At 38.5% G+C, this 19283-nt stretch carries 26 protein-coding genes and 3 tRNA genes; 11 read left to right on the forward strand and 18 right to left on the reverse strand.

Annotated elements, in window-relative coordinates; all coding sequences use genetic code 11:
- A partial coding sequence (locus P8M52_RS04745) for a urate hydroxylase PuuD (RefSeq protein ID WP_300308068.1) occupies positions 1-578 on the reverse strand: 578 nt, incomplete at its 3' end.
- 90 nt (positions 579-668) lie between these two features.
- Here P8M52_RS04745 and mutM point away from each other — a divergent pair.
- The 3 genes from mutM to P8M52_RS04760 are packed head-to-tail and all read left to right on the forward strand — an operon-like array spanning position 669 to position 2094.
- A complete protein-coding gene (mutM, locus tag P8M52_RS04750) occupies positions 669-1478 on the forward strand; it encodes a bifunctional DNA-formamidopyrimidine glycosylase/DNA-(apurinic or apyrimidinic site) lyase (RefSeq protein ID WP_300308071.1) in 810 nt (269 codons plus the stop codon).
- Positions 1466-1876 carry a S24 family peptidase gene (locus tag P8M52_RS04755; protein WP_300308074.1) on the forward strand — a complete coding sequence of 137 codons (411 nt, stop codon included), beginning with the start codon at positions 1466-1468 and terminating at the stop codon, positions 1874-1876. The genes mutM and P8M52_RS04755 overlap by 13 nt, the downstream gene beginning before the upstream one ends.
- Complete coding sequence (locus P8M52_RS04760; protein ID WP_300308077.1) at positions 1876-2094, forward strand: DUF2798 domain-containing protein; 219 nt, start codon at positions 1876-1878, stop codon at positions 2092-2094. The genes P8M52_RS04755 and P8M52_RS04760 overlap by 1 nt, the downstream gene beginning before the upstream one ends.
- On the opposite strand, the gene pgeF is transcribed toward P8M52_RS04760, so the two are convergent.
- From pgeF to P8M52_RS04775, 3 genes are all read right to left on the reverse strand, one after another.
- A complete protein-coding gene (pgeF, locus tag P8M52_RS04765; protein ID WP_300308080.1) occupies positions 2095-2811 on the reverse strand; it encodes a peptidoglycan editing factor PgeF in 717 nt (238 codons plus the stop codon). It abuts the gene before it with no gap.
- Positions 2804-3754, reverse strand: coding sequence for a 23S rRNA pseudouridine(1911/1915/1917) synthase RluD (gene rluD / locus P8M52_RS04770; protein WP_300308082.1), 951 nt, complete (start codon positions 3752-3754; stop codon positions 2804-2806). The genes pgeF and rluD overlap by 8 nt, the downstream gene beginning before the upstream one ends.
- Positions 3755-3933: 179 nt before the next feature.
- A tRNA-Glu gene (locus P8M52_RS04775) sits at positions 3934-4011 on the reverse strand.
- 123 nt (positions 4012-4134) lie between these two features.
- Between P8M52_RS04775 and P8M52_RS04780 the strand changes: the two genes are divergently transcribed.
- Positions 4135-4530 (forward strand): c-type cytochrome, encoded by a 396-nt coding sequence (locus tag P8M52_RS04780; protein ID WP_300308085.1) that lies wholly within the window; start codon positions 4135-4137, stop codon positions 4528-4530.
- A gap of 174 nt (positions 4531-4704) precedes the next feature.
- On the opposite strand, the gene P8M52_RS04785 is transcribed toward P8M52_RS04780, so the two are convergent.
- Together P8M52_RS04785 and P8M52_RS04790 are read right to left on the reverse strand one after the other, a co-directional pair.
- Positions 4705-4779 (reverse strand) — tRNA-Glu (locus P8M52_RS04785).
- 22 nt (positions 4780-4801) lie between these two features.
- Positions 4802-4877, reverse strand: a tRNA-Ala gene (locus P8M52_RS04790).
- Positions 4878-4978: 101 nt separating this feature from the next.
- Between P8M52_RS04790 and P8M52_RS04795 the strand changes: the two genes are divergently transcribed.
- Genes P8M52_RS04795 through P8M52_RS04815 form a run of 5 tightly spaced genes read left to right on the forward strand, consistent with a single transcriptional unit; the run spans position 4979 to position 7842 of the window.
- Complete coding sequence (locus P8M52_RS04795; RefSeq protein ID WP_300308088.1) at positions 4979-5701, forward strand: MBL fold metallo-hydrolase; 723 nt, start codon at positions 4979-4981, stop codon at positions 5699-5701.
- Positions 5698-6324, forward strand: coding sequence for a nicotinate-nucleotide adenylyltransferase (nadD, locus tag P8M52_RS04800; protein WP_300308091.1), 627 nt, complete (start codon positions 5698-5700; stop codon positions 6322-6324). Before P8M52_RS04795 ends, nadD begins: the two co-directional genes overlap by 4 nt.
- On the forward strand, positions 6321-6659 hold the full coding sequence (rsfS, locus tag P8M52_RS04805) for a ribosome silencing factor (RefSeq protein WP_300308094.1): 339 nt from the start codon (positions 6321-6323) through the stop codon (positions 6657-6659). Before nadD ends, rsfS begins: the two co-directional genes overlap by 4 nt.
- 6 nt (positions 6660-6665) lie before the next feature.
- Positions 6666-7133 carry a 23S rRNA (pseudouridine(1915)-N(3))-methyltransferase RlmH gene (gene rlmH, locus P8M52_RS04810; protein ID WP_300308097.1) on the forward strand — a complete coding sequence of 156 codons (468 nt, stop codon included), beginning with the start codon at positions 6666-6668 and terminating at the stop codon, positions 7131-7133.
- A gap of 40 nt (positions 7134-7173) precedes the next feature.
- Entirely contained in the window at positions 7174-7842 is a 669-nt protein-coding gene (locus P8M52_RS04815) for a glutathione S-transferase family protein (protein ID WP_300308100.1), read from the forward strand.
- Between the two features lie 6 nt (positions 7843-7848).
- On the opposite strand, the gene arsC is transcribed toward P8M52_RS04815, so the two are convergent.
- Positions 7849-8199, reverse strand: coding sequence for an arsenate reductase (glutaredoxin) (gene arsC / locus P8M52_RS04820; RefSeq protein WP_300308103.1), 351 nt, complete (start codon positions 8197-8199; stop codon positions 7849-7851).
- 15 nt (positions 8200-8214) lie between these two features.
- Here arsC and P8M52_RS04825 point away from each other — a divergent pair, with 15 nt between their 5' ends.
- The gene (locus tag P8M52_RS04825; protein ID WP_300308106.1) at positions 8215-8736 is read left to right on the forward strand and encodes a TlpA disulfide reductase family protein; all 522 of its coding nucleotides are present in this window, start codon (positions 8215-8217) and stop codon (positions 8734-8736) included.
- On the opposite strand, the gene P8M52_RS04830 is transcribed toward P8M52_RS04825, so the two are convergent.
- Both P8M52_RS04830 and P8M52_RS04835 read right to left on the reverse strand, forming a co-directional pair.
- Positions 8728-9669 carry a KamA family radical SAM protein gene (locus tag P8M52_RS04830; protein ID WP_300308110.1) on the reverse strand — a complete coding sequence of 314 codons (942 nt, stop codon included), beginning with the start codon at positions 9667-9669 and terminating at the stop codon, positions 8728-8730. The genes P8M52_RS04825 and P8M52_RS04830 overlap by 9 nt on opposite strands.
- A gap of 66 nt (positions 9670-9735) precedes the next feature.
- Positions 9736-9921: a hypothetical protein gene (locus P8M52_RS04835; RefSeq protein WP_300308113.1), complete on the reverse strand. Its 186-nt coding sequence runs from the start codon at positions 9919-9921 to the stop codon at positions 9736-9738.
- A gap of 117 nt (positions 9922-10038) precedes the next feature.
- Here P8M52_RS04835 and uvrD point away from each other — a divergent pair, with 117 nt between their 5' ends.
- On the forward strand, positions 10039-12204 hold the full coding sequence (gene uvrD / locus P8M52_RS04840; protein WP_300308116.1) for a DNA helicase II: 2166 nt from the start codon (positions 10039-10041) through the stop codon (positions 12202-12204).
- Here uvrD and P8M52_RS04845 read toward each other — a convergent pair.
- The 9 genes from P8M52_RS04845 to P8M52_RS04885 form a co-directional block, all read right to left on the reverse strand.
- Positions 12201-12482 (reverse strand): hypothetical protein, encoded by a 282-nt coding sequence (locus P8M52_RS04845; RefSeq protein WP_300308118.1) that lies wholly within the window; start codon positions 12480-12482, stop codon positions 12201-12203. The genes uvrD and P8M52_RS04845 overlap by 4 nt on opposite strands.
- Positions 12479-13465, reverse strand: a complete 987-nt coding sequence (nagZ, locus tag P8M52_RS04850; RefSeq protein WP_300308121.1) for a beta-N-acetylhexosaminidase — start codon at positions 13463-13465, stop codon at positions 12479-12481. The genes P8M52_RS04845 and nagZ overlap by 4 nt, the downstream gene beginning before the upstream one ends.
- A 3-nt stretch (positions 13466-13468) precedes the next feature.
- Entirely contained in the window at positions 13469-14992 is a 1524-nt protein-coding gene (locus tag P8M52_RS04855; RefSeq protein WP_300308124.1) for an MFS transporter, read from the reverse strand.
- Entirely contained in the window at positions 14977-15384 is a 408-nt protein-coding gene (locus tag P8M52_RS04860; RefSeq protein ID WP_300308127.1) for a rhodanese-like domain-containing protein, read from the reverse strand. The genes P8M52_RS04855 and P8M52_RS04860 overlap by 16 nt, the downstream gene beginning before the upstream one ends.
- Entirely contained in the window at positions 15381-15827 is a 447-nt protein-coding gene (locus P8M52_RS04865; protein WP_300308130.1) for a L,D-transpeptidase, read from the reverse strand. Before P8M52_RS04865 ends, P8M52_RS04860 begins: the two co-directional genes overlap by 4 nt.
- A 9-nt stretch (positions 15828-15836) precedes the next feature.
- Entirely contained in the window at positions 15837-17153 is a 1317-nt protein-coding gene (rlmD, locus tag P8M52_RS04870) for a 23S rRNA (uracil(1939)-C(5))-methyltransferase RlmD (RefSeq protein WP_300308133.1), read from the reverse strand.
- A gap of 15 nt (positions 17154-17168) precedes the next feature.
- The gene (gene glcF / locus P8M52_RS04875) at positions 17169-18302 is read right to left on the reverse strand and encodes a glycolate oxidase subunit GlcF (protein ID WP_300308136.1); all 1134 of its coding nucleotides are present in this window, start codon (positions 18300-18302) and stop codon (positions 17169-17171) included.
- Positions 18302-18835: an FAD-binding protein gene (locus tag P8M52_RS04880; protein ID WP_300308139.1), complete on the reverse strand. Its 534-nt coding sequence runs from the start codon at positions 18833-18835 to the stop codon at positions 18302-18304. The genes glcF and P8M52_RS04880 overlap by 1 nt, the downstream gene beginning before the upstream one ends.
- Positions 18835-19283 (reverse strand): FAD-linked oxidase C-terminal domain-containing protein (locus P8M52_RS04885; protein WP_300308142.1); only part of this gene is annotated, 449 nt, incomplete at its 5' end. The genes P8M52_RS04880 and P8M52_RS04885, both read right to left, overlap by 1 nt.

The raw sequence follows: 19283 nt of genomic DNA on the forward strand, positions 1-19283 counted from the left end.
TGCCATGCAATCATAGTTAATAACATCGGCACCGACAAGATCACGTTGATGCTTGATGCTAATGCAGCATTTTTCTTAGCCGTTGCAATCTCTTCAGCAGAAGCGCTCTTCATGCCTAAGATCTTTTGCTGATTTGGCCAAATGATGAACCAAACATTAAATGCCATGATTGTACCCATCCATGCACCTAGACCAATAACTTGGAAACCTGGCTCTAGCATAAAGGCACTGCCAATAGAACCTGTCGTACCAAGCAATAACAAACCTAAAAGCAAAGTTGTTGCAGCAGCCATACGGAACCATAGTAGTGCACGAGGTGCGATGTACTTGCCAATTGCAGCTGGACCTGGGCCATCTGTATCAGCTAGGGCTTGGCCCATACCTGGTACTTGTACAAAATTAAAGTAATATAGTAAACCAATCCAAACAATACCGGCTAACACATGCAGCCATACAGTTGCACCGTAATGTGACATGTTTTGCGCCTCAGCAACATTGCCCATAAAACCTACATAGACAATAATCGCTAAAATAAAGCCGATTAGAATCTTACCTTTCACTGAATTAATGAAACCCATGTTTCTCTCCGTTGTTGTAAAGTTGATGATTATAATAAGGTATTTTGTTATTGTCTATGATTTTTCGACTTTTTAACCTTACTTATATATATGCCTGAATTACCAGAGGTAGAAACCACTAAAAATGGCCTACTACCGTTATTAAAAAACCAAGTAGTTAGTCAAGCCATTCGCCACCGTGATAACTTGCGTTGGGAAATCCCTCCACATCTTAACACCACACTGGCTGAGCAAACCATTCTTGATATTGATCGACGTGGTAAATACTTGTTAATTCGTTTTGACGTCGGTACATTGATTATCCACTTGGGTATGAGTGGCTCTATCAGAGTAGTTGATACTGATGCTTCCTTAAAAAAGCATGATCATTTTGAATTGCAATTAACCAACCACCAATCAATGCGCTTGAATGATCCACGGCGCTTTGGCGCTGTGCTGTTTTCATACGATGGTTCGCATCCGCTACTAGACTCCTTAGGAGTGGAGCCATTAGCAACCTCGTTTGATGATGACTACTTATATACCAAGTCGCGCAATAAGCAACAAAATATTAAAGCCTTTATTATGGATAGTAAGGTTGTGGTGGGTGTGGGTAACATTTATGCCTGCGAAAGTTTGTTTGTTAGTGGTATTGACCCGCAACGCAAAGCCGGCAGTGTTTCTAAAAAACGCTACAAGGCACTCACGCAAAATATTAAGCATATACTAGCTCAGTCGATTAAGGCTGGTGGCACTACTTTGCAAGATTTTTCACAAGTAGATGGCTCGCCAGGGTATTTCGCCCAAACTTTAAGGGTGTATGGGCGTGAAACTGAGCAGTGCAACACGTGTAGTGGTAAAATTAGCCGTATTATTCAAAACCAACGTTCAACGTTTTATTGCAAACAATGTCAGACATAGATACGCCACAAGAATTATTCGAATCCAACTGCTCTATTAATTCAGAGCCTTTCGCCTTACAAAATTTAGGTAGTTACATGGAGCCTGAGTTTAGTGAAAACTGTATTTTGATTATTGACCCAGGGATGGCAGTTCACAATCGTGCCTATGCCGTTGTTCGTTATGAGGGTGATATGTATTTTCGCCAATACATTGAGCGTGGTGATAACAAATTCTTAGTGCCACTAAATTCACAACATGATGAAATTGAACTTAAAAGCGAGTTTGAAGTGGTGGGCTGCGTGATTCAACAGAAACAACGCAAACAAAAACCACTACATTATTATCATTTAAACAAGGATAGCAAACAGATGGATTTTTCCATCTCTGGAAAACTCAAAGACAAAGAAGAATCGTAATGGAAAAACAAGTACACCTAAGGTTTAGTATCGTAATGTCTATCTTCATGATTAGCATCATGTCGTTTGTGGTTACTTATATGAATATTGGCTGGACTGATCAAACCATTGAAAAATGGTTAGAAAGTCTTTCTATTGCCTGGTTAGTAGGTTTTCCCCTACTATATGTATTTGGCCCAATTTTTAAAAAGGCAATTGTTAAATCACTCAGCGAGTAATCACTCAATCCAAATCAGGTGTGCCATGCGCCCTGATTTAGCCCCGTCTCGACGATAAGAAAAATACTGACTCTTTTGTTCATAGGTACAAGCATCGCCGCCACTGATATTAGTAATACCCAATCCATTTAACGTAATTCGCGCGGCGTGATAAATATCTAGCTTGTATTTATCTTTAAATGGCATAAAGGCTTGTTGTAATAATATATCTTTAGCAACAAACTGATCAAACACATCTTGACCCACTTCAAAATTTTGTTGTGAAATTGCTGGGCCAAACTGCACAATCAAATCATCTGGATGAAACTTCGCCACAAAAGATTCAATCACCCCGTTCACAATACCCTTCCATCCAGCGTGCGCAACACCCACTTGTGTGCCTGCTTTATTACTGGCAAATATTGGTAAGCAATCTGCTGTTAGTACAGCGCAAACTTGATTTTTTACTCTGGTTATTATGGCATCACCCGTACAGTCAGCACTGGAAAAATCCAAACAAATATCAGAATGAATTTGCTCAAGCCATTTTGGCTCAGAGGGTAGATTATATTTATCGATTAATAGCGCTCTATTATTGTTAACCTTGAAAGCACTATCGCCGACATGTAGCGCAAGATTAAAATTATCATATCCATCAGCTATTAAACAAGATCGATGGTTTTTATTAAAAAAGCGAGTGGTTGTAATTAATTTAACATTTTTTGGAAAATTACTCACCATCGTACATAGATAATACTTCTAGCAAACCTTGCATATCATCAGGCAATGGCGCCTTCCACGATATCTCTTCACCTGTAATTGGGTGAGAAAGCGTGAGTTTTTTAGCGTGAAGCGCCTGACGATTAAAAGCTTTAAGCGCTTCTTTTAATTTGTCATCAGCTTTTTTCGGAAAACGGATCTTACCGCCATACATTGGATCTGCAACCAACGGGTGCTCAGCAAAGGACATATGTACACGGATCTGATGTGTGCGCCCTGTTTCTAAAATACACTTAACGTGAGTATGATGGGCAAAGCGATCAATCACACGGTAGTGAGTGATTGCATCTTTACCCTCTCCTTCTTCAACCACGGCCTGTCTGATTCTATCTTTAGGGTCACGTCCAATTGGCGCATCTATACTGCCACCAGAAATCATATGGCCATAAACAATCGCCGAATACTCCCGTGATACGGCATGGGTTTGCAACTGCTCTACCAGATTTTTTTGCGCCAACTCACTGCGTGCAACAACCATTAGTCCTGAGGTGTTTTTATCTAGACGATGCACAATGCCTGCACGATCAAGATTGGCTAATGAGGGGTCGTAATGCAGTAGTGCATTCGCCAAAGTACCAGTCCAGTTGCCGGCACCAGGGTGAGTGACCAAACCTACCGGTTTATTAACCACCATGATATCGGCATCTTCATAAACCACATCAATGGCAATATCTTCTCCTAGCCAGGCATTAGATTTTTCTTTAACCAATGTCAAGGCAATAATCTCACCGCCTAATACTTTCTCTTTCGGTTTAAAGGTTTTGTTATTAACCAATGCTTTGCCTGAACGTACCCAACTGGTAATTTTTGAACGAGAATAATCAGGCAACATGGCCGCTAAAGCACTATCAATGCGCTGGCCAATTAAGCGATCTGGAATAACAATATTTAATAAACTCATGTCGAGTATTTTACTGACTAATTACCAATCTTTTTACAAAGTATTGAATATGCGCGTATTTTTTACCCCTATAAGGCAAATATTTTAAATACGAGTGCGTGTAGTCATTCTACACAAGCGAGAATTTTAAATATTAAACACAATAGGAGTGAAAAAGACAAAGTGTAGAAGGGGTAATTTGGCGTCGCGTAAGAGATTTGAACTCTTGTTACCAGGATGAAATCCTGGGGTCCTGGGCCGGACTAGACGAACGCGACAAAACTATTTTAATTGAGATTGCCGAGAATAATAATTTTTTTTCAATTAACGATCACAATGTTGTTTTTAATTAATATATATATATGGTTTAAAATGGAGTTTTTAATTAATATCAGGAAATCATGAAACTACAAATTACAGGTGTTATCGCAACTATTTTTTTGATGAACAACGTCTCTGCAAGTGATGGAGAAGAGCTGTATGGGCAATTATGTGCCAGCTGTCATACGCCAAATGCTAGTGTTAAAATTGCACCGCCAATTTTTGCTGTTGTTGACCATGTTCGACAAGCTTATCCACAAAGAGACGATTTTATTTCTCAAGTTGTTGAATGGGTTGATGAGCCAAAAGCAGAAGTAGCATTAATGCCTGGTGCAATTCGTAAATTCAACCTTATGCCAAAATTAGGCTACAGCCAATCTGATGTAGAAAAAATTGCTGCATACTTATTTGACAAAAATACCGTACTATCAAAAGAATATTTAGAGCATAAAAAGAAGGGTCACGGAAGTAACTAAAGTCAGATTAGCGCTATAACTTCTGAGGTAAATTAGAAATCTAGCGCTAATTTGATAACAGCTTTAAATACGATTCATCTGGTCATGCAAGTTGGTGACTAACAAGCTTCTAGATGACAACAATAGTACAGACGAAAAAAAACCTGATTTAGTAAAATCAGGTTTTTTAGTGTATGGCATCGCCTAGGAGAATCGAACTCCTCTTACTAGGATGAAAACCTAGGGTCCTAACCGATAGACGAAGGCGACATAACATTTTTCTTGCTGCTGCTGGTGGAGCTAAGCGGGATCGAACCGCTGACCCCGACACTGCCAGTGTCGTGCTCTCCCAGCTGAGCTATAGCCCCAAATATTGGTGCAAAGCAAAAAAAGTAAATTATAGTCGCTATGTTGAAATAGTCAAGACTTAATTGGTAAAATGTTTATACAAATTGTATAAAAGCTTACTATGTTAATAAAAACCTTTACTGAAGAAACCTACACCTTAGATATTATGTATCACATGGGTACTTATGAAAATTCTATTCATTTTATCTTTGATCATCAGAGTAAAACTTGCGCCATTATTGATCCCGCATGGCATGCTGATTTATTTATTGACTATGCACGTGACAAAGGTTATACGATTACCGATATTTGGCTAACCCATTGGCATGGTGACCATACTAATGCAGCTGATGAAATTGCTGAAAAAACCAATGCCAAAATTACAGTAGGCATTAATGAATTACCTTATTTAGACATTGAGCACGATTTAATCACGGTTAATGATGGTGATATAGTGACACTCGGCAATACTAAGGCTAAAGTTATTAATACGCCAGGTCATACTGCTGGTGGCATTTGTTATTTGTTAGATGGTCATATTATGGTTGGAGACACTTTGTTTGTTTATGGTGCAGGTCACTGTAGTTTGCCGGGTGGCAATATACGTGAGTTTTACCATTCTATGCAAAAACTAAAACAAGTTGATGGCAAGGTGATGCTGCATTGTGGACATGATTACGGCTGCAAAATTGATACCACTATGGACGAACAAAAAACAGGCAATGCTTATTTGTTAATTGACAATGAAGAGGATTTTATTAGCTATGTTGAAGGCATGTCACAAGGTTTGGTACCCTACCCCACAGAAGCTCTGAGTTTAAAAGAAGTGCAAGCCATGCTATGATTGGTTTTTTTGGTGGATCGTTTGATCCTATACACTTGGGACATTTAAATAATGCTCAACAGCTCAAGCAACAACTTAAGCTCAGCCAATTGTTTTTAATGCCGTGCCATTTACCGGTACATAAAAACAACTTGAAGTTTTCAACTAAGCAGCGCCTAGAAATGCTTGAGCATGCCATTCAAAGTTTTCCTACCTTAGAGATTGACACTCGAGAAATTAAACGCCAAACAGACTCATACACCATTGACTCGCTAAAACAAATCAACCAAGAACACCCTAAGCAATCAATTTGCTTAATAATTGGCATGGATAGTTTTAACGACCTCTCCAGCTGGAAGGATTATCAGGATTTTTATCAATATTGCCATTTAATTGTACTGGAGCGTCCAGGTCAACAAAAACCTGCTACCATTTACAATTACACTAGTGCAATAAGTCGAGATGAGCTAACTAAGCAAGCGACAGGTTTAATCTATTTTGCTAAAACAGATGCGTATGATATTTCTTCTAGCCAAATTCGAGGTATTTTATTTGACGACGCTACCGATGGTAAAATGTCCGCAAACCAAAGCTTGGCCGGCCTATTGCCATCAAGTGTTATTAATTACCTAGAAAAATTATGAGCCTAAACTTAGAAGCACAACTTAAAGTTGTTACAGACACTATTGATGAATTAAAAGGTGAGGATATTATCACCCTCAAAGTACTCGATCAAAGTGCTGATATTGAAGCGATTGTTATCGCAACAGGCCGCTCTGTTCAGCATGTTCGTGGTATTGCTAATAATATCAAAATAGAGGCAAAACGTTTAGGTATGCAGGTTTCTGGCATTGAGGGTACAGAAACGGGCCATTGGGTCTTGGTCGATTTGGCTGAGGTGGTTGTACACGTGATGACTGAAAAAACCAGAGAATTCTACAAGTTAGAAAAACTTTGGTCTGGTGCTGATAACGACTAACCGCTGATGAAGATCAACCTGATTGTCATTGGTAAAAAAATGCCAGATTGGATACAAACAGGTATTAATCATTACCAAAAACAACTCCCTTCCCAACTTAATTTTAGTTTAATCGCACTTGACGCACAAAAACGCAAAGGCAAAAACATTGAACAAATAAAAGAATTGGAAGGCGATCTTATTATCAAGGCTGCTAAAGATTCAAGCTTAGTGATCGCTTTTGACGAACACGGCAAACAAAACACCACCAAGACAATGGCACAACAGCTAGGCAATTGGCAGCAAAATGGTGAGAATGTTTCTTTAATTATTGGTGGAGCAGATGGCTTGAGTAATGCAGTTAAGAGTTGCGCCAATCAACTTTGGGGTTTATCAAATTTAACCCTGCCCCATTCTATGGCAAGACTTTTAGCAGTTGAACAACTCTACCGAGCCCACTCATTATTAACTAATCATCCTTATCATAGGGAATAAAATATATCAAAATCTTATTTAAGACTTAGGAAAAAAACCAATGAAATTAGAATTAATCAGCTTTAAATTATGTCCATTTGCACAACGTGCCATTATTTTGTTAAATACCCAGAATATTGATTTTGAGATTACTTATATCAATCCGATGGATCCACCAGATTGGTTTAAAGCCATTTCTCCTACAGGCCAAGTGCCTTTATTAAAAGTAGACGATCAAGTGGTTTTTGAGTCGTCTGTTATCACTGAATTTATTAATGATATTAGCACTACTTCAATTCACCCAGACGATGTGGTGCAAAAAGCTAATAATCGCTCTTGGATTGCTTTTTCATCAACCATGTTTGATGATTTGTTCAGCTTGGTAACGGGTGATGAAGAAAAATTTAATACAGCTAAAACTGCTTTATTTGACAAACTAGCCAAACTCGAAACGGTTAAAAACCAAGGCACTTTCTTTAATGGCGACGCTTTTAATATGATTGATGCCGCCTTAGCACCTATCTTCATGCGTCTAGCCTGGATCAATGAATTCACTGACAATGCTTTATCTATTGCAGAATTTAGCAAGCTAAGTGCTTGGAGCGATGCAACTCTAGCGCTACCTGAAGTAGAATCTTCTGTGGTTGAAGGAATTGATGATGTTTACTATTCAAACATTGAAGGTCGAGAAGGTCATCTCTCAACGCTACTAGTAGAAGAAGAGTACTAAAAAAAATTATTCAATAATTGGCAGTACATTTTCAGGTGGTCTGCCAATCGCAACACCCTTTGCAGTTCTAACAATAGGACGCTCAATTAATATTGGATGATCGATCATGGCCTGGATTAGCTCATCTTCGCTAAGTGATTCGTCAGCTAGATTGTTATCCTTGTAAGGCGCTTCATGTGTGCGCATTAAAGATCTTGCATCAAGTTTAAGATCTATCAATAGATTTTTTAATTCGTCAGCAGCGGGTGGTGTGTCCAAGTATTTAATTACTTTAAAATCAACAACTTTTTCCTCTAAAATTCCTAGTGTTAATCTAGATTTTGTACATCTTGGATTATGGTAAATTATTGTGCTCATGGTTAAAAAATTATTATGAAAAAAATTGTTATTATACTCGCGCTACTAGTTAGCTTCACCAACGCTCACAGTATTACTGTTGATGAAATTGTTAGCTCTGCAAAAGAGCTATGGAAAAAAGAATCGCAAATCACTGTGCCAAATTTCTCATTAACTGATACCCAGGGTAATGTACATACAGACGAATCTACCAAGGGGAAATATTTAGTGGTGAACTTTTGGGCCACGTGGTGCCCACCCTGCCTAAAAGAGATTCCTGCTTTTGTTGAATTTTATGAAGACAACCAAGATAAAGTATTAATCTTGGGACTTGATTATGAGCAGGCTGACAAGCGTGCGATTGCAGATTTTACTGATACTTTTATGGTGAACTATCCAGTCATTTTATTTGACGAGTCAAATGGTCCGCAATTCTCAGAGTTTGGCGAAGTGTTCGGCATGCCAACAACTTATGTTTACAACCCTGATGGACTGTTAGTAGACTTTAAAATGGGCGAGATGGATATCGAATCGTTACAATCGGCTATTTCAAAGTAGCCAGGTTTTAGATTTTTTTCCAGAATCTCGTACCAGCTTAGGCACCAAATACCCACTTAAACAAGTTTGCAGTTGTTGGTGTAAGTTTATGGCTGTTGCATCATCAATAAAATAATTTTCAGCGCCTGAAACTTTATCTAGCATATGTAAATAATACGGCAAAATACCGATTTTATGTAGAGCTAGACTAAGGTTTTTTAAACAAGATACATGGTCATTAACCCCTTTTAACAAGACTGATTGATTTAACAAAGTGACACCCTGAAACTGCTTAATGGCTTTTGCAAACTGAGCGGATAATTCATTTTCATGATTAACATGGAAAACCATAATAACTCTTAATCGAGTTGTATTTAGGAGTTTAACCAATTCAGATGTTATTCTACTAGGCATCACAACCGCGCTACGGCTATGAATCCTCAGAGTGTCAATATGTTTAATTGACTCGATTGAATTAACCAAGCCTGCCAATTTTTGATCGTTCAAGCTTAATGGATCACCGCCACTAAGAATTACTTCGTTAATATTATTGTCGTTAGCGATATAACGCTCAATGTTAGTCCAATTACTCAGTGCATCATGTTGAGAATAATCAAAATTTTGCCTAAAACAATACTGGCAATGAATCGCACAAACTTGGGAGGCGATTAAGAGCACTCGATTAGGATACTTATGAATCAAGCCGTCTATTGGCGAGTTATCCTCATCATTTAAAGGTGCTAGTGTATAGCCACTTTGGCAAGTGGATGTTTGTGGCTGAACCTGTCTTAACAAAGGGTCGTTAGGATTGTCTTTATCTATTAAATTCGCATACTCTAAAGGAATTTTTATAGGAAAACTTCCTTCTTTAAAGGTGTGGGTGTTGAAATAGTCATTACTTTGACTAGCACCCTTAAGCACCTCTCTAGCTTGCTGATTCCACTGAACGTTCACTTGTTTTGATTCGTAGACATAAAAAAAGCCCCGTAAGGGGCTCTTTCAATTCGTTTTACTTAAGTCTTAACAAAATTTAGCGAAGTTTTCATCAGTATGCTCTTGACCGTCTTCATAGCCTGATTCATACTCTTCAGTTTTTCTTTGCTCTTCAATCTCAGGGTTGTTTAAGAAACCTGCAACCCAACCTTGGATATAGTTGTCGTTTACGCCCATTTCTTCCATTTTTTTAACGCCTTCGTAGTAAGTCATCACTGATACTCCTTAAATAATGTTTATAATTTTGTTGCTTACATCAGAGCGTTGTTCAACTGATATAAGAGAAAAATAATATTATAACCATTTAATTCCACAAGGCAAGAAAAAAACATGAATTTATCAGAAATAACCAATGGCTTAAATGATAAGCAGCATCAATCAGTGGCACTTGATGATGCTCAAAATGCTTTGATACTAGCAGGTGCAGGCAGTGGCAAGACTCGAGTACTCACTCATAGGATTGCCTATTTAGTTACTCAAAAAAAGATTCATACTGACTCTATCTTAGCAGTTACCTTTACTAATAAAGCAGCAGCAGAAATGCGTGGCAGATTGAGCTCACTATTAAGGCGCCCTATTCAGAGTATGTGGGTTGGAACCTTTCATGGTCTTGCTCACAGATTGCTACGCACACATTATGAGAAGGCAGGACTGAGCTCAGGTTTTCAGATTTTAGATGCACAAGATCAATTTAGAATTGTTAAGCGCTTAATGAAAGAAAACAACATTGATGAATCTAAATTTCCAGTTAGGAAAGTTCAATGGTTTATTAATCAGCAAAAAGACGAAGGTATTCGTGCTCAAGATGTTGATCCCGGCTACAACTTTTTTATTAAAAAGAGTCTTGAAGTATTTGTTTTATACGAAGCTCATTGTCGTGCTAACGATTTAATCGATTTTGCAGAGTTATTAGTTCGTAGTTATGAACTACTTAAAACCAATGTAGATTTGTTAGAGCACTACCAAACTAGATTTTCGCATATTTTAGTCGATGAGTTTCAAGACACTAATACGGTTCAGTATCGATGGATTCAACAATTATTTACTGGAAATAATAATGTATTTTGTGTGGGTGATGACGATCAATCTATTTATGGTTGGCGTGGTGCAAAAATTGAAAACATTACCAAACTAGAAACAGACTTTGCACCGATTCAAACCATTAGACTTGAGCAAAATTATCGCTCTACAGGCAACATATTATCGGCTTCAAATGCATTAATTGCTAACAATACCAATAGAATGGGAAAATCTTTATGGACTGATACTGGTAATGGCGATTTAATTGATGTATATGAAGCTCGCACTGAAACCGATGAAGCAGACTTTGTTGTGCGCAATATCCAAAAATCAATCAAAGATGGTGGATCTGCAAGTGATTGTGCTATTTTGTACCGATCTAATGCCCAATCACGAGTTTTTGAAGATGCCTTGATTAAATACAACATCCCTTATATTATTTATGGTGGTTTGCGTTTCTTTGAGCGTGCTGAAATCAAAGATGCGCTATGCTACCTACGTATGATTGAAAACACCACAGATAATGTGGCATTTGAGCGTGTCGTTAACTTTCCAACACGCGGGATTGGTAACGCCACACTTGAAAAAATTCGCGAGTTTGCCAAAGATCAGCATACTAACTTATTTCAGGCATCGATACAAATAGCGCCCACCCTACCTACTCGAGCTGCCAATGCATTAAATGGATTTATTCAACTCATTGAGCAAATGGCTGATGATGCCAAACACCTCGATTTAAACGAAAAGGTTGCGCATTTACTCAGTGCATCAGGACTAATGAATCATTATGCTAATGATAAATCTGACAAGGCTGGTAGTAAAAAAGAGAACCTCGAAGAGCTTATTTCTGCTGCTAAGCAATACAATCATGAAGAAGACAGCGAAATGAATGAAGTTGTCGGTTTTATTTCACTCGCCTCTTTGGATTCGAGTGGTGATGCCAATGCACCAGCTGCAGACAACGTTCAACTGATGACCATTCACTCTGCTAAAGGTCTAGAGTTTCCAAATGTATTCTTAGGTGGATTAGAGGAAGATTTATTTCCTTCAAGACAATCTAAGGATGAGCCTCATCTAATGGATGAGGAGCGACGTTTATGTTACGTTGGCATGACTCGAGCGATGAAAAAATTAACGCTTACATTTGCCGTTAAACGTTTTTTACATGGACAATCTTTGTATGCTTACCCATCACGATTTTTGGATGAAATTCCAACTGAGTACGTAAACAAAGTTAAAGCGAAATTTGGCGCAACGCAAACCAACTATAAAGAGGATGATATTTACAATCAAGATATCGAGCCTCAGGCCAATGGCCAATTGGCAGTCGGTGTGGGAGTGAAACACGCCAAATTCGGTTATGGTACCGTGCTTAATTTTGAAGGGGATGGTGACAGTGCCAGAATTCAGATTAAGTTTAAATCTGCAGGCACTAAATGGCTAATTGCCAGCTATGCTAACTTAGAGTTTGTTTAATTTAACGTCTTTTTCAGATCATCAATAGAGAAGCTTTGAACCGTTTGTTCATCCGTATAAACTGGCTTCATTTTGGTATGTGTACCAGCTTCTTTTTCAATCTCAGTTTGACGAGAAATCACTAGATTTAAACAATCAGTGATCATTTTCTGAGTGTTTTCTGTCAATGGGTGACGCAAGCCTGGCTTAGTCATTGTATCTTTAGCAACAGAAATTAATGTTTTTCTCATTGCCTTTAGCATTCTAATTTCAACGTCGTTTGTGGTTTTATCACTCATAATAAATCTCGTATATTGTCCAAATGGCTTAAGTGGGTTATTTTATCGTAGTTAAAGTGTTTATATCCTTGCATTAACTCTAGTTTTTCGCTAACACCCCAATCGGTGTCAATAACTGCACTAACCATCTCGGGATGGTTGCAAATTAACACCATGTCACAACCACTTTCTAGTGATACTCGCACTCGATCAACAATATCTTCAATAAAAAAAGCACCCTGCATTGAAAGATCGTCACTAAAAACAACACCGCCAAACCCTAATTGTTCTTGCAAAATTTGTTTAATCCATTTCTCAGAAAATCCTGCAGGTTTGTCATCAATTTGTGAATAGACAATATGTGCCGGCATCACTGCATCTAAACCTTGAGTTACCAACTCTTTAAAAGGAGACATGTCAGGTGTCAGCTCAATCATTGACCTATCATCAACTGGCAAATCTAGGTGTGAATCTGCCGCTACATATCCGTGTCCTGGAAAATGTTTACCCACACACTTCATGCCCGCCTCATGCATGCCTTTAATCAACTCAGATGCGAGTGCAACTATCACCTTAGGATTAGAATGTAATGCACGATCGCCGATCACTGATGATTGACCATAATCAACATCTAGAACAGGTGCAAATGAAAAATCAACACCAATAGCAAGTAATTCATAGGCCAAAATATAGCCACAAGAAAAGGCTTGTTGTGTAGCCAGCTCAGGATCTCGATCATACACATTACCCAATTTTGCCATGGCAGGAAGATGAGTAAAGTCCTGCTTAAAACGCTGTACACGACCCCCTTCATGATCAACTGCGATCAATAATTCTGGCTTGATTGAGCGAATAGACTCAATCAAAGTTTTAATTTGTTCGATAGATTCAAAGTTACGGCTAAAGAGAATGACGCCGCCAATTGAAGGCTTGGCTAGTTGGGATTTTTCTGTGTCGGTCAAACTGTAGGCCGATACATCCATCATAATGGGTGCAAATTTCATAAATTAATCTATATAAGGTTTGACTTTATAAACAAGATAAAGAATTGGTAGTCCAATTAGCGTTGTAATAATAAAGAATTCAGCATAGCCAAATGTCTCAACCAATGTGCCTGAATAGCCTCCAAATATCTTTGGCAATAAAGTCATTAATGAGGAGAATACTGCATACTGGACTGCAGTAAATTTAATATTGGTTAGGCTGGATAAGAAAGCAATAAAAGCAGCTCCTGCCAAGCCAGCAGATAAATTATCCATCGTAATGGTAATATATAGCCAAGTAATATCATGGCCAACATTCGCCAAAACGATAAACAAAAGATTTGTTAGTGCTGAAAGCAATGCACCCAAAAACAACACTCTAAAAACGCCAAATCTAATAGCCATTACACCACCTAAAAATCCGCCTGCAATGGTCATGAATAAGCCAAAAGTTTTAGAAACGGTAGCAATTTCAACTTTAGTGAAACCCATATCTTGATAAAAAATATTAGCCACCACACCAAGCACAATGTCGCTCACTCGATATAAGCCAATCACAGCCAATAACAATATAGCTACGCGCAATCCATAGCGTGTAAAGAAATCTTTAACCGGATCAATATAGGTGTCATTAACCATGGAGCGATTAACAACATCCAGCATGATTAAAATTCTAGCTGCTACATAAGCGCTAGCAATAGCTAACATCATTCTCAATGTACCAATGATAAAGCCTGACAAATGTTTGTTTGAAAAAGCGTCTGTTAAGATTGGTTTAAGGGTTTTAACCAAGTCAGAACTATAAACAAACGTGGCAATAAAAGCGGCTACAATCGCCAAAAATAGTCCAAAAAATCTTGCATAATCGAGCGTACTATAATTACTCTTACTACTGATAGCTTGTGGCTCTTTAATGACTAGTGTGGTGATGAGACCAACAACCATGACCAAAGCCATTAATAAGTAAGTTGTAGACCAAGCGCTAACGCTGTATAGCTCTTTAGTTGAACCAAAATAACTGGCTAAAAACAAACCACCTGCGCCAGCGACCAGCATACCAATCCTATAGCCAGCTATATAAGTGGCGCTAAGCATAGACTGCATCTCTTTTTCAGCTGATTCAATACGATAAGCATCGATCACAATATCTTGCGTTGCTGATGAAAACCCTAAGAGTACCGCACCAATTGCCATCAGCTCTAAACTTTCTATACCAGCCTGTGGGTCAACTGAAGACATGAGCACAATTGACGCTATAATGGCCAATTGGGAAATGAACATCCAAGCCCTTCTTCGACCTAAAACTCTAGTTAGAATTGGCAATGGCAATCGATCAACAAGTGGCGCCCAAACAAACTTAAATGAATAACCTAAAGCCGCCCATGAGAAAAAAGTAATACTAGATTTTGCCACGCCCGCTTCATTCAACCACAAACCCAAAGTAGAAAAAATAAGCAAAATAGGTACGCCAGCAGAGAATCCAAGAAACAACATGGTCATGACTCTTGGATGAACGAATAATTTAACGCTCTCTAACATTGCACCCATGGCATACCATCATGACGCCAACCGTTAACATTACCACGCTGATCATTTTCATCAAGATCACCTTCAAAACCACTAACCACATGAGCAACATTAGTAAAGCCATGATTCAATAGACACTTGCCTGCATCATCCGATCTAAAACCACTACGGCAAATCAAAATAATTTCAGTACTTTGGGCCTCTTGGCCAAGTGAGCGCTTAATTGCCGCGATAAAATCTTGCGCATGTGGCGCCCAATCTGGATCATCAAGCCAGGGTACAAATAGTGCATCAATGGGGCGACCAACAAACTTGTTTTCTGCTTCACAACGAACATCAATTAATACCGCATCAGCATTCTCTTGAAGACGCTCTAAGGCTTTCTTGGGCAGGTATTGAATCAAGGTAGTCATGAGGCAATTATAGCAACATCCTCACCTATTTGAACAAGATCAAATAACTCGATTAGATCTTTATTATGCATTCGAATACAGCCTTTCGATCCAGGACTTCCCATAGGAGTTTCATCTGGGCAACCGTGAATGTAGATATAACGACTTTTGGTATTTTTATTATGACTCTCAATCCCATCAAGCCAAAGAATTCGCGTGAGAATCCAATCTCGATCAGGGTGTTTTTGCGCTAAGTCAAATGTGTAAATTTCACCGGTAAAAACTCTGCCCTTTAGGACTGAATTAGGCACTAAATCAGCGCCAATTTTTTCAGCAATTTTAAACTTACCGAGTGGCGTACAAAATGAACCCTCTCGCTCGCCCACACCATTTGCTGCACTACTAATAGCATACGATCTGTTTTGAAAGATAAGCGTTTGATTAACAATATCAATTGTAATCATAAGACTGTATTATTTGGTAAATAGTGCGATTGATTCAACATGTGCTGTTTGTGGAAACATGTCCATAACGCCAGCAGTATCCAGCTTATAACCCAACTCAATGAGTTTAGCAGTATCACGCGCTAATGTTGCTGGATTGCACGATACATAAACAAGACGCTCAACACCTAGTTTTGGCAATAATTCAACAATCTCAATAGCGCCCGAGCGCGCAGGATCAACTAAAGCTTTATTGTAGGTCTTACCTCTAAACCACTCAAAACCCTCAACCTCTTTAAATAAATCAGCCTTGTAAAAATCAGCATTGCTAATGTCATTTTTTTCAGCGTTGTATTTAGCCCGTTCAATTAAACCTAAATCGCCTTCAACACCAACTACATGTTTAGCTTGCTTTGCAATTGGCAAGGTAAAGTTACCTAGGCCACAAAAGAGATCAATTACTTCATCATTATCATTCAACTCAAGCATATCAAGCGCAAGATTAATCATTTTTTGATTAAGTTTGAAATTAACTTGCGTAAAGTCCGTTGGCAAAAACTCCATTTCAATTTGATGATCAGGATGAGAATAAGTTAGTACAGCTGGCTTATCAAGTGGCTTAACCGTGTCTGCTCCTCCACTTTGGGTATAGAATGTCACGCCTAATTCATTGGCACAATCAAGCAATATTTGTTCATCATTTTCGGTAAATGGCTCTAGGTGTCGAAAAATAAGTACCGTATTATTTTCAGCAACCGCCACTTCAATTTGCGGCACTTGAGATTTAATTGAGAGTTTCTCGATCGCTCTGGCCAACACCTCTAGATTATCACCCAACGATGGATGTAGTACCTCACAACGACTCATGTTGGTAATAAAGCCAGATTTTTTTTCTCTAAAGCCTACCAGAACTTTTTCTTTTTTAGCCACATAGCGCACACCAAGACGCGCTTTACGACGATAGCCCCAGCTTTGCACCTGTAATGGCTCAAGCCATTGCTCCGGTTCAACTTTAGCCTGCCCTAAGAAAGCATCTTTTAACCATTCACCTTTGGCAGTAATTTGATCTTCGCTTGATAAGTGTTGAAACGAGCAACCGCCACAAATACCAAACACTTCACATTTTGGAGTAATACGATTATCAGCTGCTTTAAGCACTTCTTTAACGTCTGCCTCTTCAAATTTAGCTCGTGAAAAAGTACGATCAGCAATTACGGTTTCACCTGGTAAAGCCCCTGAAACAAAAATAACTTTTTCTTCTAAATGGGCAATGCCTCGACCTTCATGAGAAAGTGATTCTATTTCTAATTCGTAAGTTTTCGCCTTTATTTTTCTTCTTCTACCCATGATATGTACAGATAATTAATTAGGCTGATTATCCAATAGTTCAACCCAATGTTTGACTGGAATTTTATTGTCTTTTTGCAAATGCATTAAACAGCCAATATTTGCAGTGACAATCATCTCTGGTGTCGACGCCAAAAGATTGTTTAATTTATTGACTTTTAACTGCTTAGATAATTCTGGCTGAAATATAGAATAAGTACCTGCTGAGCCGCAACATAGATGTGAATCTTTTACTGGTGCCGGCGTATAACCGAGTTGCTGCAAGATAGAATTAACCAAGCCGGCTAATTTTTGCCCATGTTGCAATGTGCATGGCTCATGGTACGAAATATTCGCTTTTTCTAAATTAAGCTTGGACAGATCTTTATCCACTAAAAACTCAGCTATATCTTGAGTCTTACCAGAGATGATTTGGGCTTTTTGATAATACTCATCACCAGCTTTAAACATGGAAGCATAATCTTTCACCATTAGACCGCAACCACTGGCACTGGAAATAATACTATCAACGTCATATGCTAACCAAGCATCTATATTTGCTTTAATCTTAAGCATCGCATCATGTTCAGCACTCAAATGCTGGTCAACCGCACCACAACATTGTTTTTGCGGTGTTTCAATCGCATCATAACCAAGCTTGGCCAGGATGTTTTTAATACTATGATTAATATTCGGTGCAAGTGCTGGCTGTACACAGCCACCCAGTAACAAAACTTTTTTACTACCAACACTTGGAATAACAGCCTTACCCCGCTTACCTGAATGTTTTGTAACCAATCCAATTGGATTAAATAAGAGTGGTGTGGTTAATAATTTACGCACAGAATAACGCATGAATTTTTGCCAAACTGGGCGTTTTTGTTCAACAAATTCACGACCAATATCAACCAACTTTCCATATTCAACACCAGATGGGCAAGTCGTTTCACATGACCTACAAGTTAGGCAACGATCCAAATGCTTAATACTTTCTTGAGAGAAGTCATTTTTCTCAAGCGAAGACTTAATTAAATAAATACGGCCACGAGGTGAGTCTAGCTCACTACCCAAAAGCTGATAAGTTGGACACGTGGCTAAACAAAATCCACAATGCACACATTTTCGAATAATCTCGTTAGCTTTAAAATTAGCAATTTGATGTGTTTGCATTACTTAAACACCCCTTTTGGATCAAACACTGTTTTTAAACGAGCCTCAATCTCTTGGCGCAACCTTGAGTGTTGAGTAGTTTTTTGACTCATTTTAAGATTTCCAACATAACTTTTAGGCATGACTTTGAAACTAATTTGAGTCACGACGGCAAGCTGACCTTCTGAGCCAACTAATAATCTAGAAACATCGTATCCGGCAACATTTTTCATCACTTGCCCGCCAAAATTTAATAACTCACCTGTGCCATCTATAATTTGCACGCCAAGCACACTATCAGATAAATCTTGAGCGCCCTGTGCATAAGCAGCGCCAATACTTTGCTCACTGTCTTCGATATAAAATGGCAATACTTGATGATTTTTTGCCAAGATATTTTGCACTTCAGCAATCAACGTTCCTGCCTTCACAGTGACCACCAATTCTTCAGAAAAATACTCTTGAATTCCTGAATAATCTAGCCACTGACTATCAATGTGAATAGAGCTTGCACACTTAATTTCATCTTGTAATTGTAGAAGTCTATCTGACATCAAAAACGCTCCAATTCAGGATGTGGCAATTGGCCATTATGCACATGCATTGATCCCAATTCAGCGCATCTATGTAATTCAGGCACTGCCTTACCAGGGTTTAATAATGATCTAGGGTCAAAGGCTGCCTTAATTTTATGAAAAATTTCTAATTCTTTAGAATTAAACTGATGACACATAGCGTCCAGTTTTTCAATCCCCACACCATGTTCGCCAGTAATCGTACCACCCATATCAACACTGAGTTTTAAGATTTCGGTGCCAAATTCCTCAGTTCTTTCAAGCTCACCCTCAATATTTGCATCATACAAAATAAGTGGATGTAAATTACCATCACCTGCATGAAAGACATTAGCTACTCTCAGTTGATATTTTTGAGATAGTTCATTAATTTTTTCAAGCATATCTGCCAGATGACGCCTTGGAATGGTGCCATCCATACAGTAAT

Origin of the sequence: Candidatus Thioglobus sp., from assembly GCF_029243085.1 — a bacterium.
Taxonomy (GTDB): domain Bacteria; phylum Pseudomonadota; class Gammaproteobacteria; order PS1; family Pseudothioglobaceae; genus Thioglobus_A.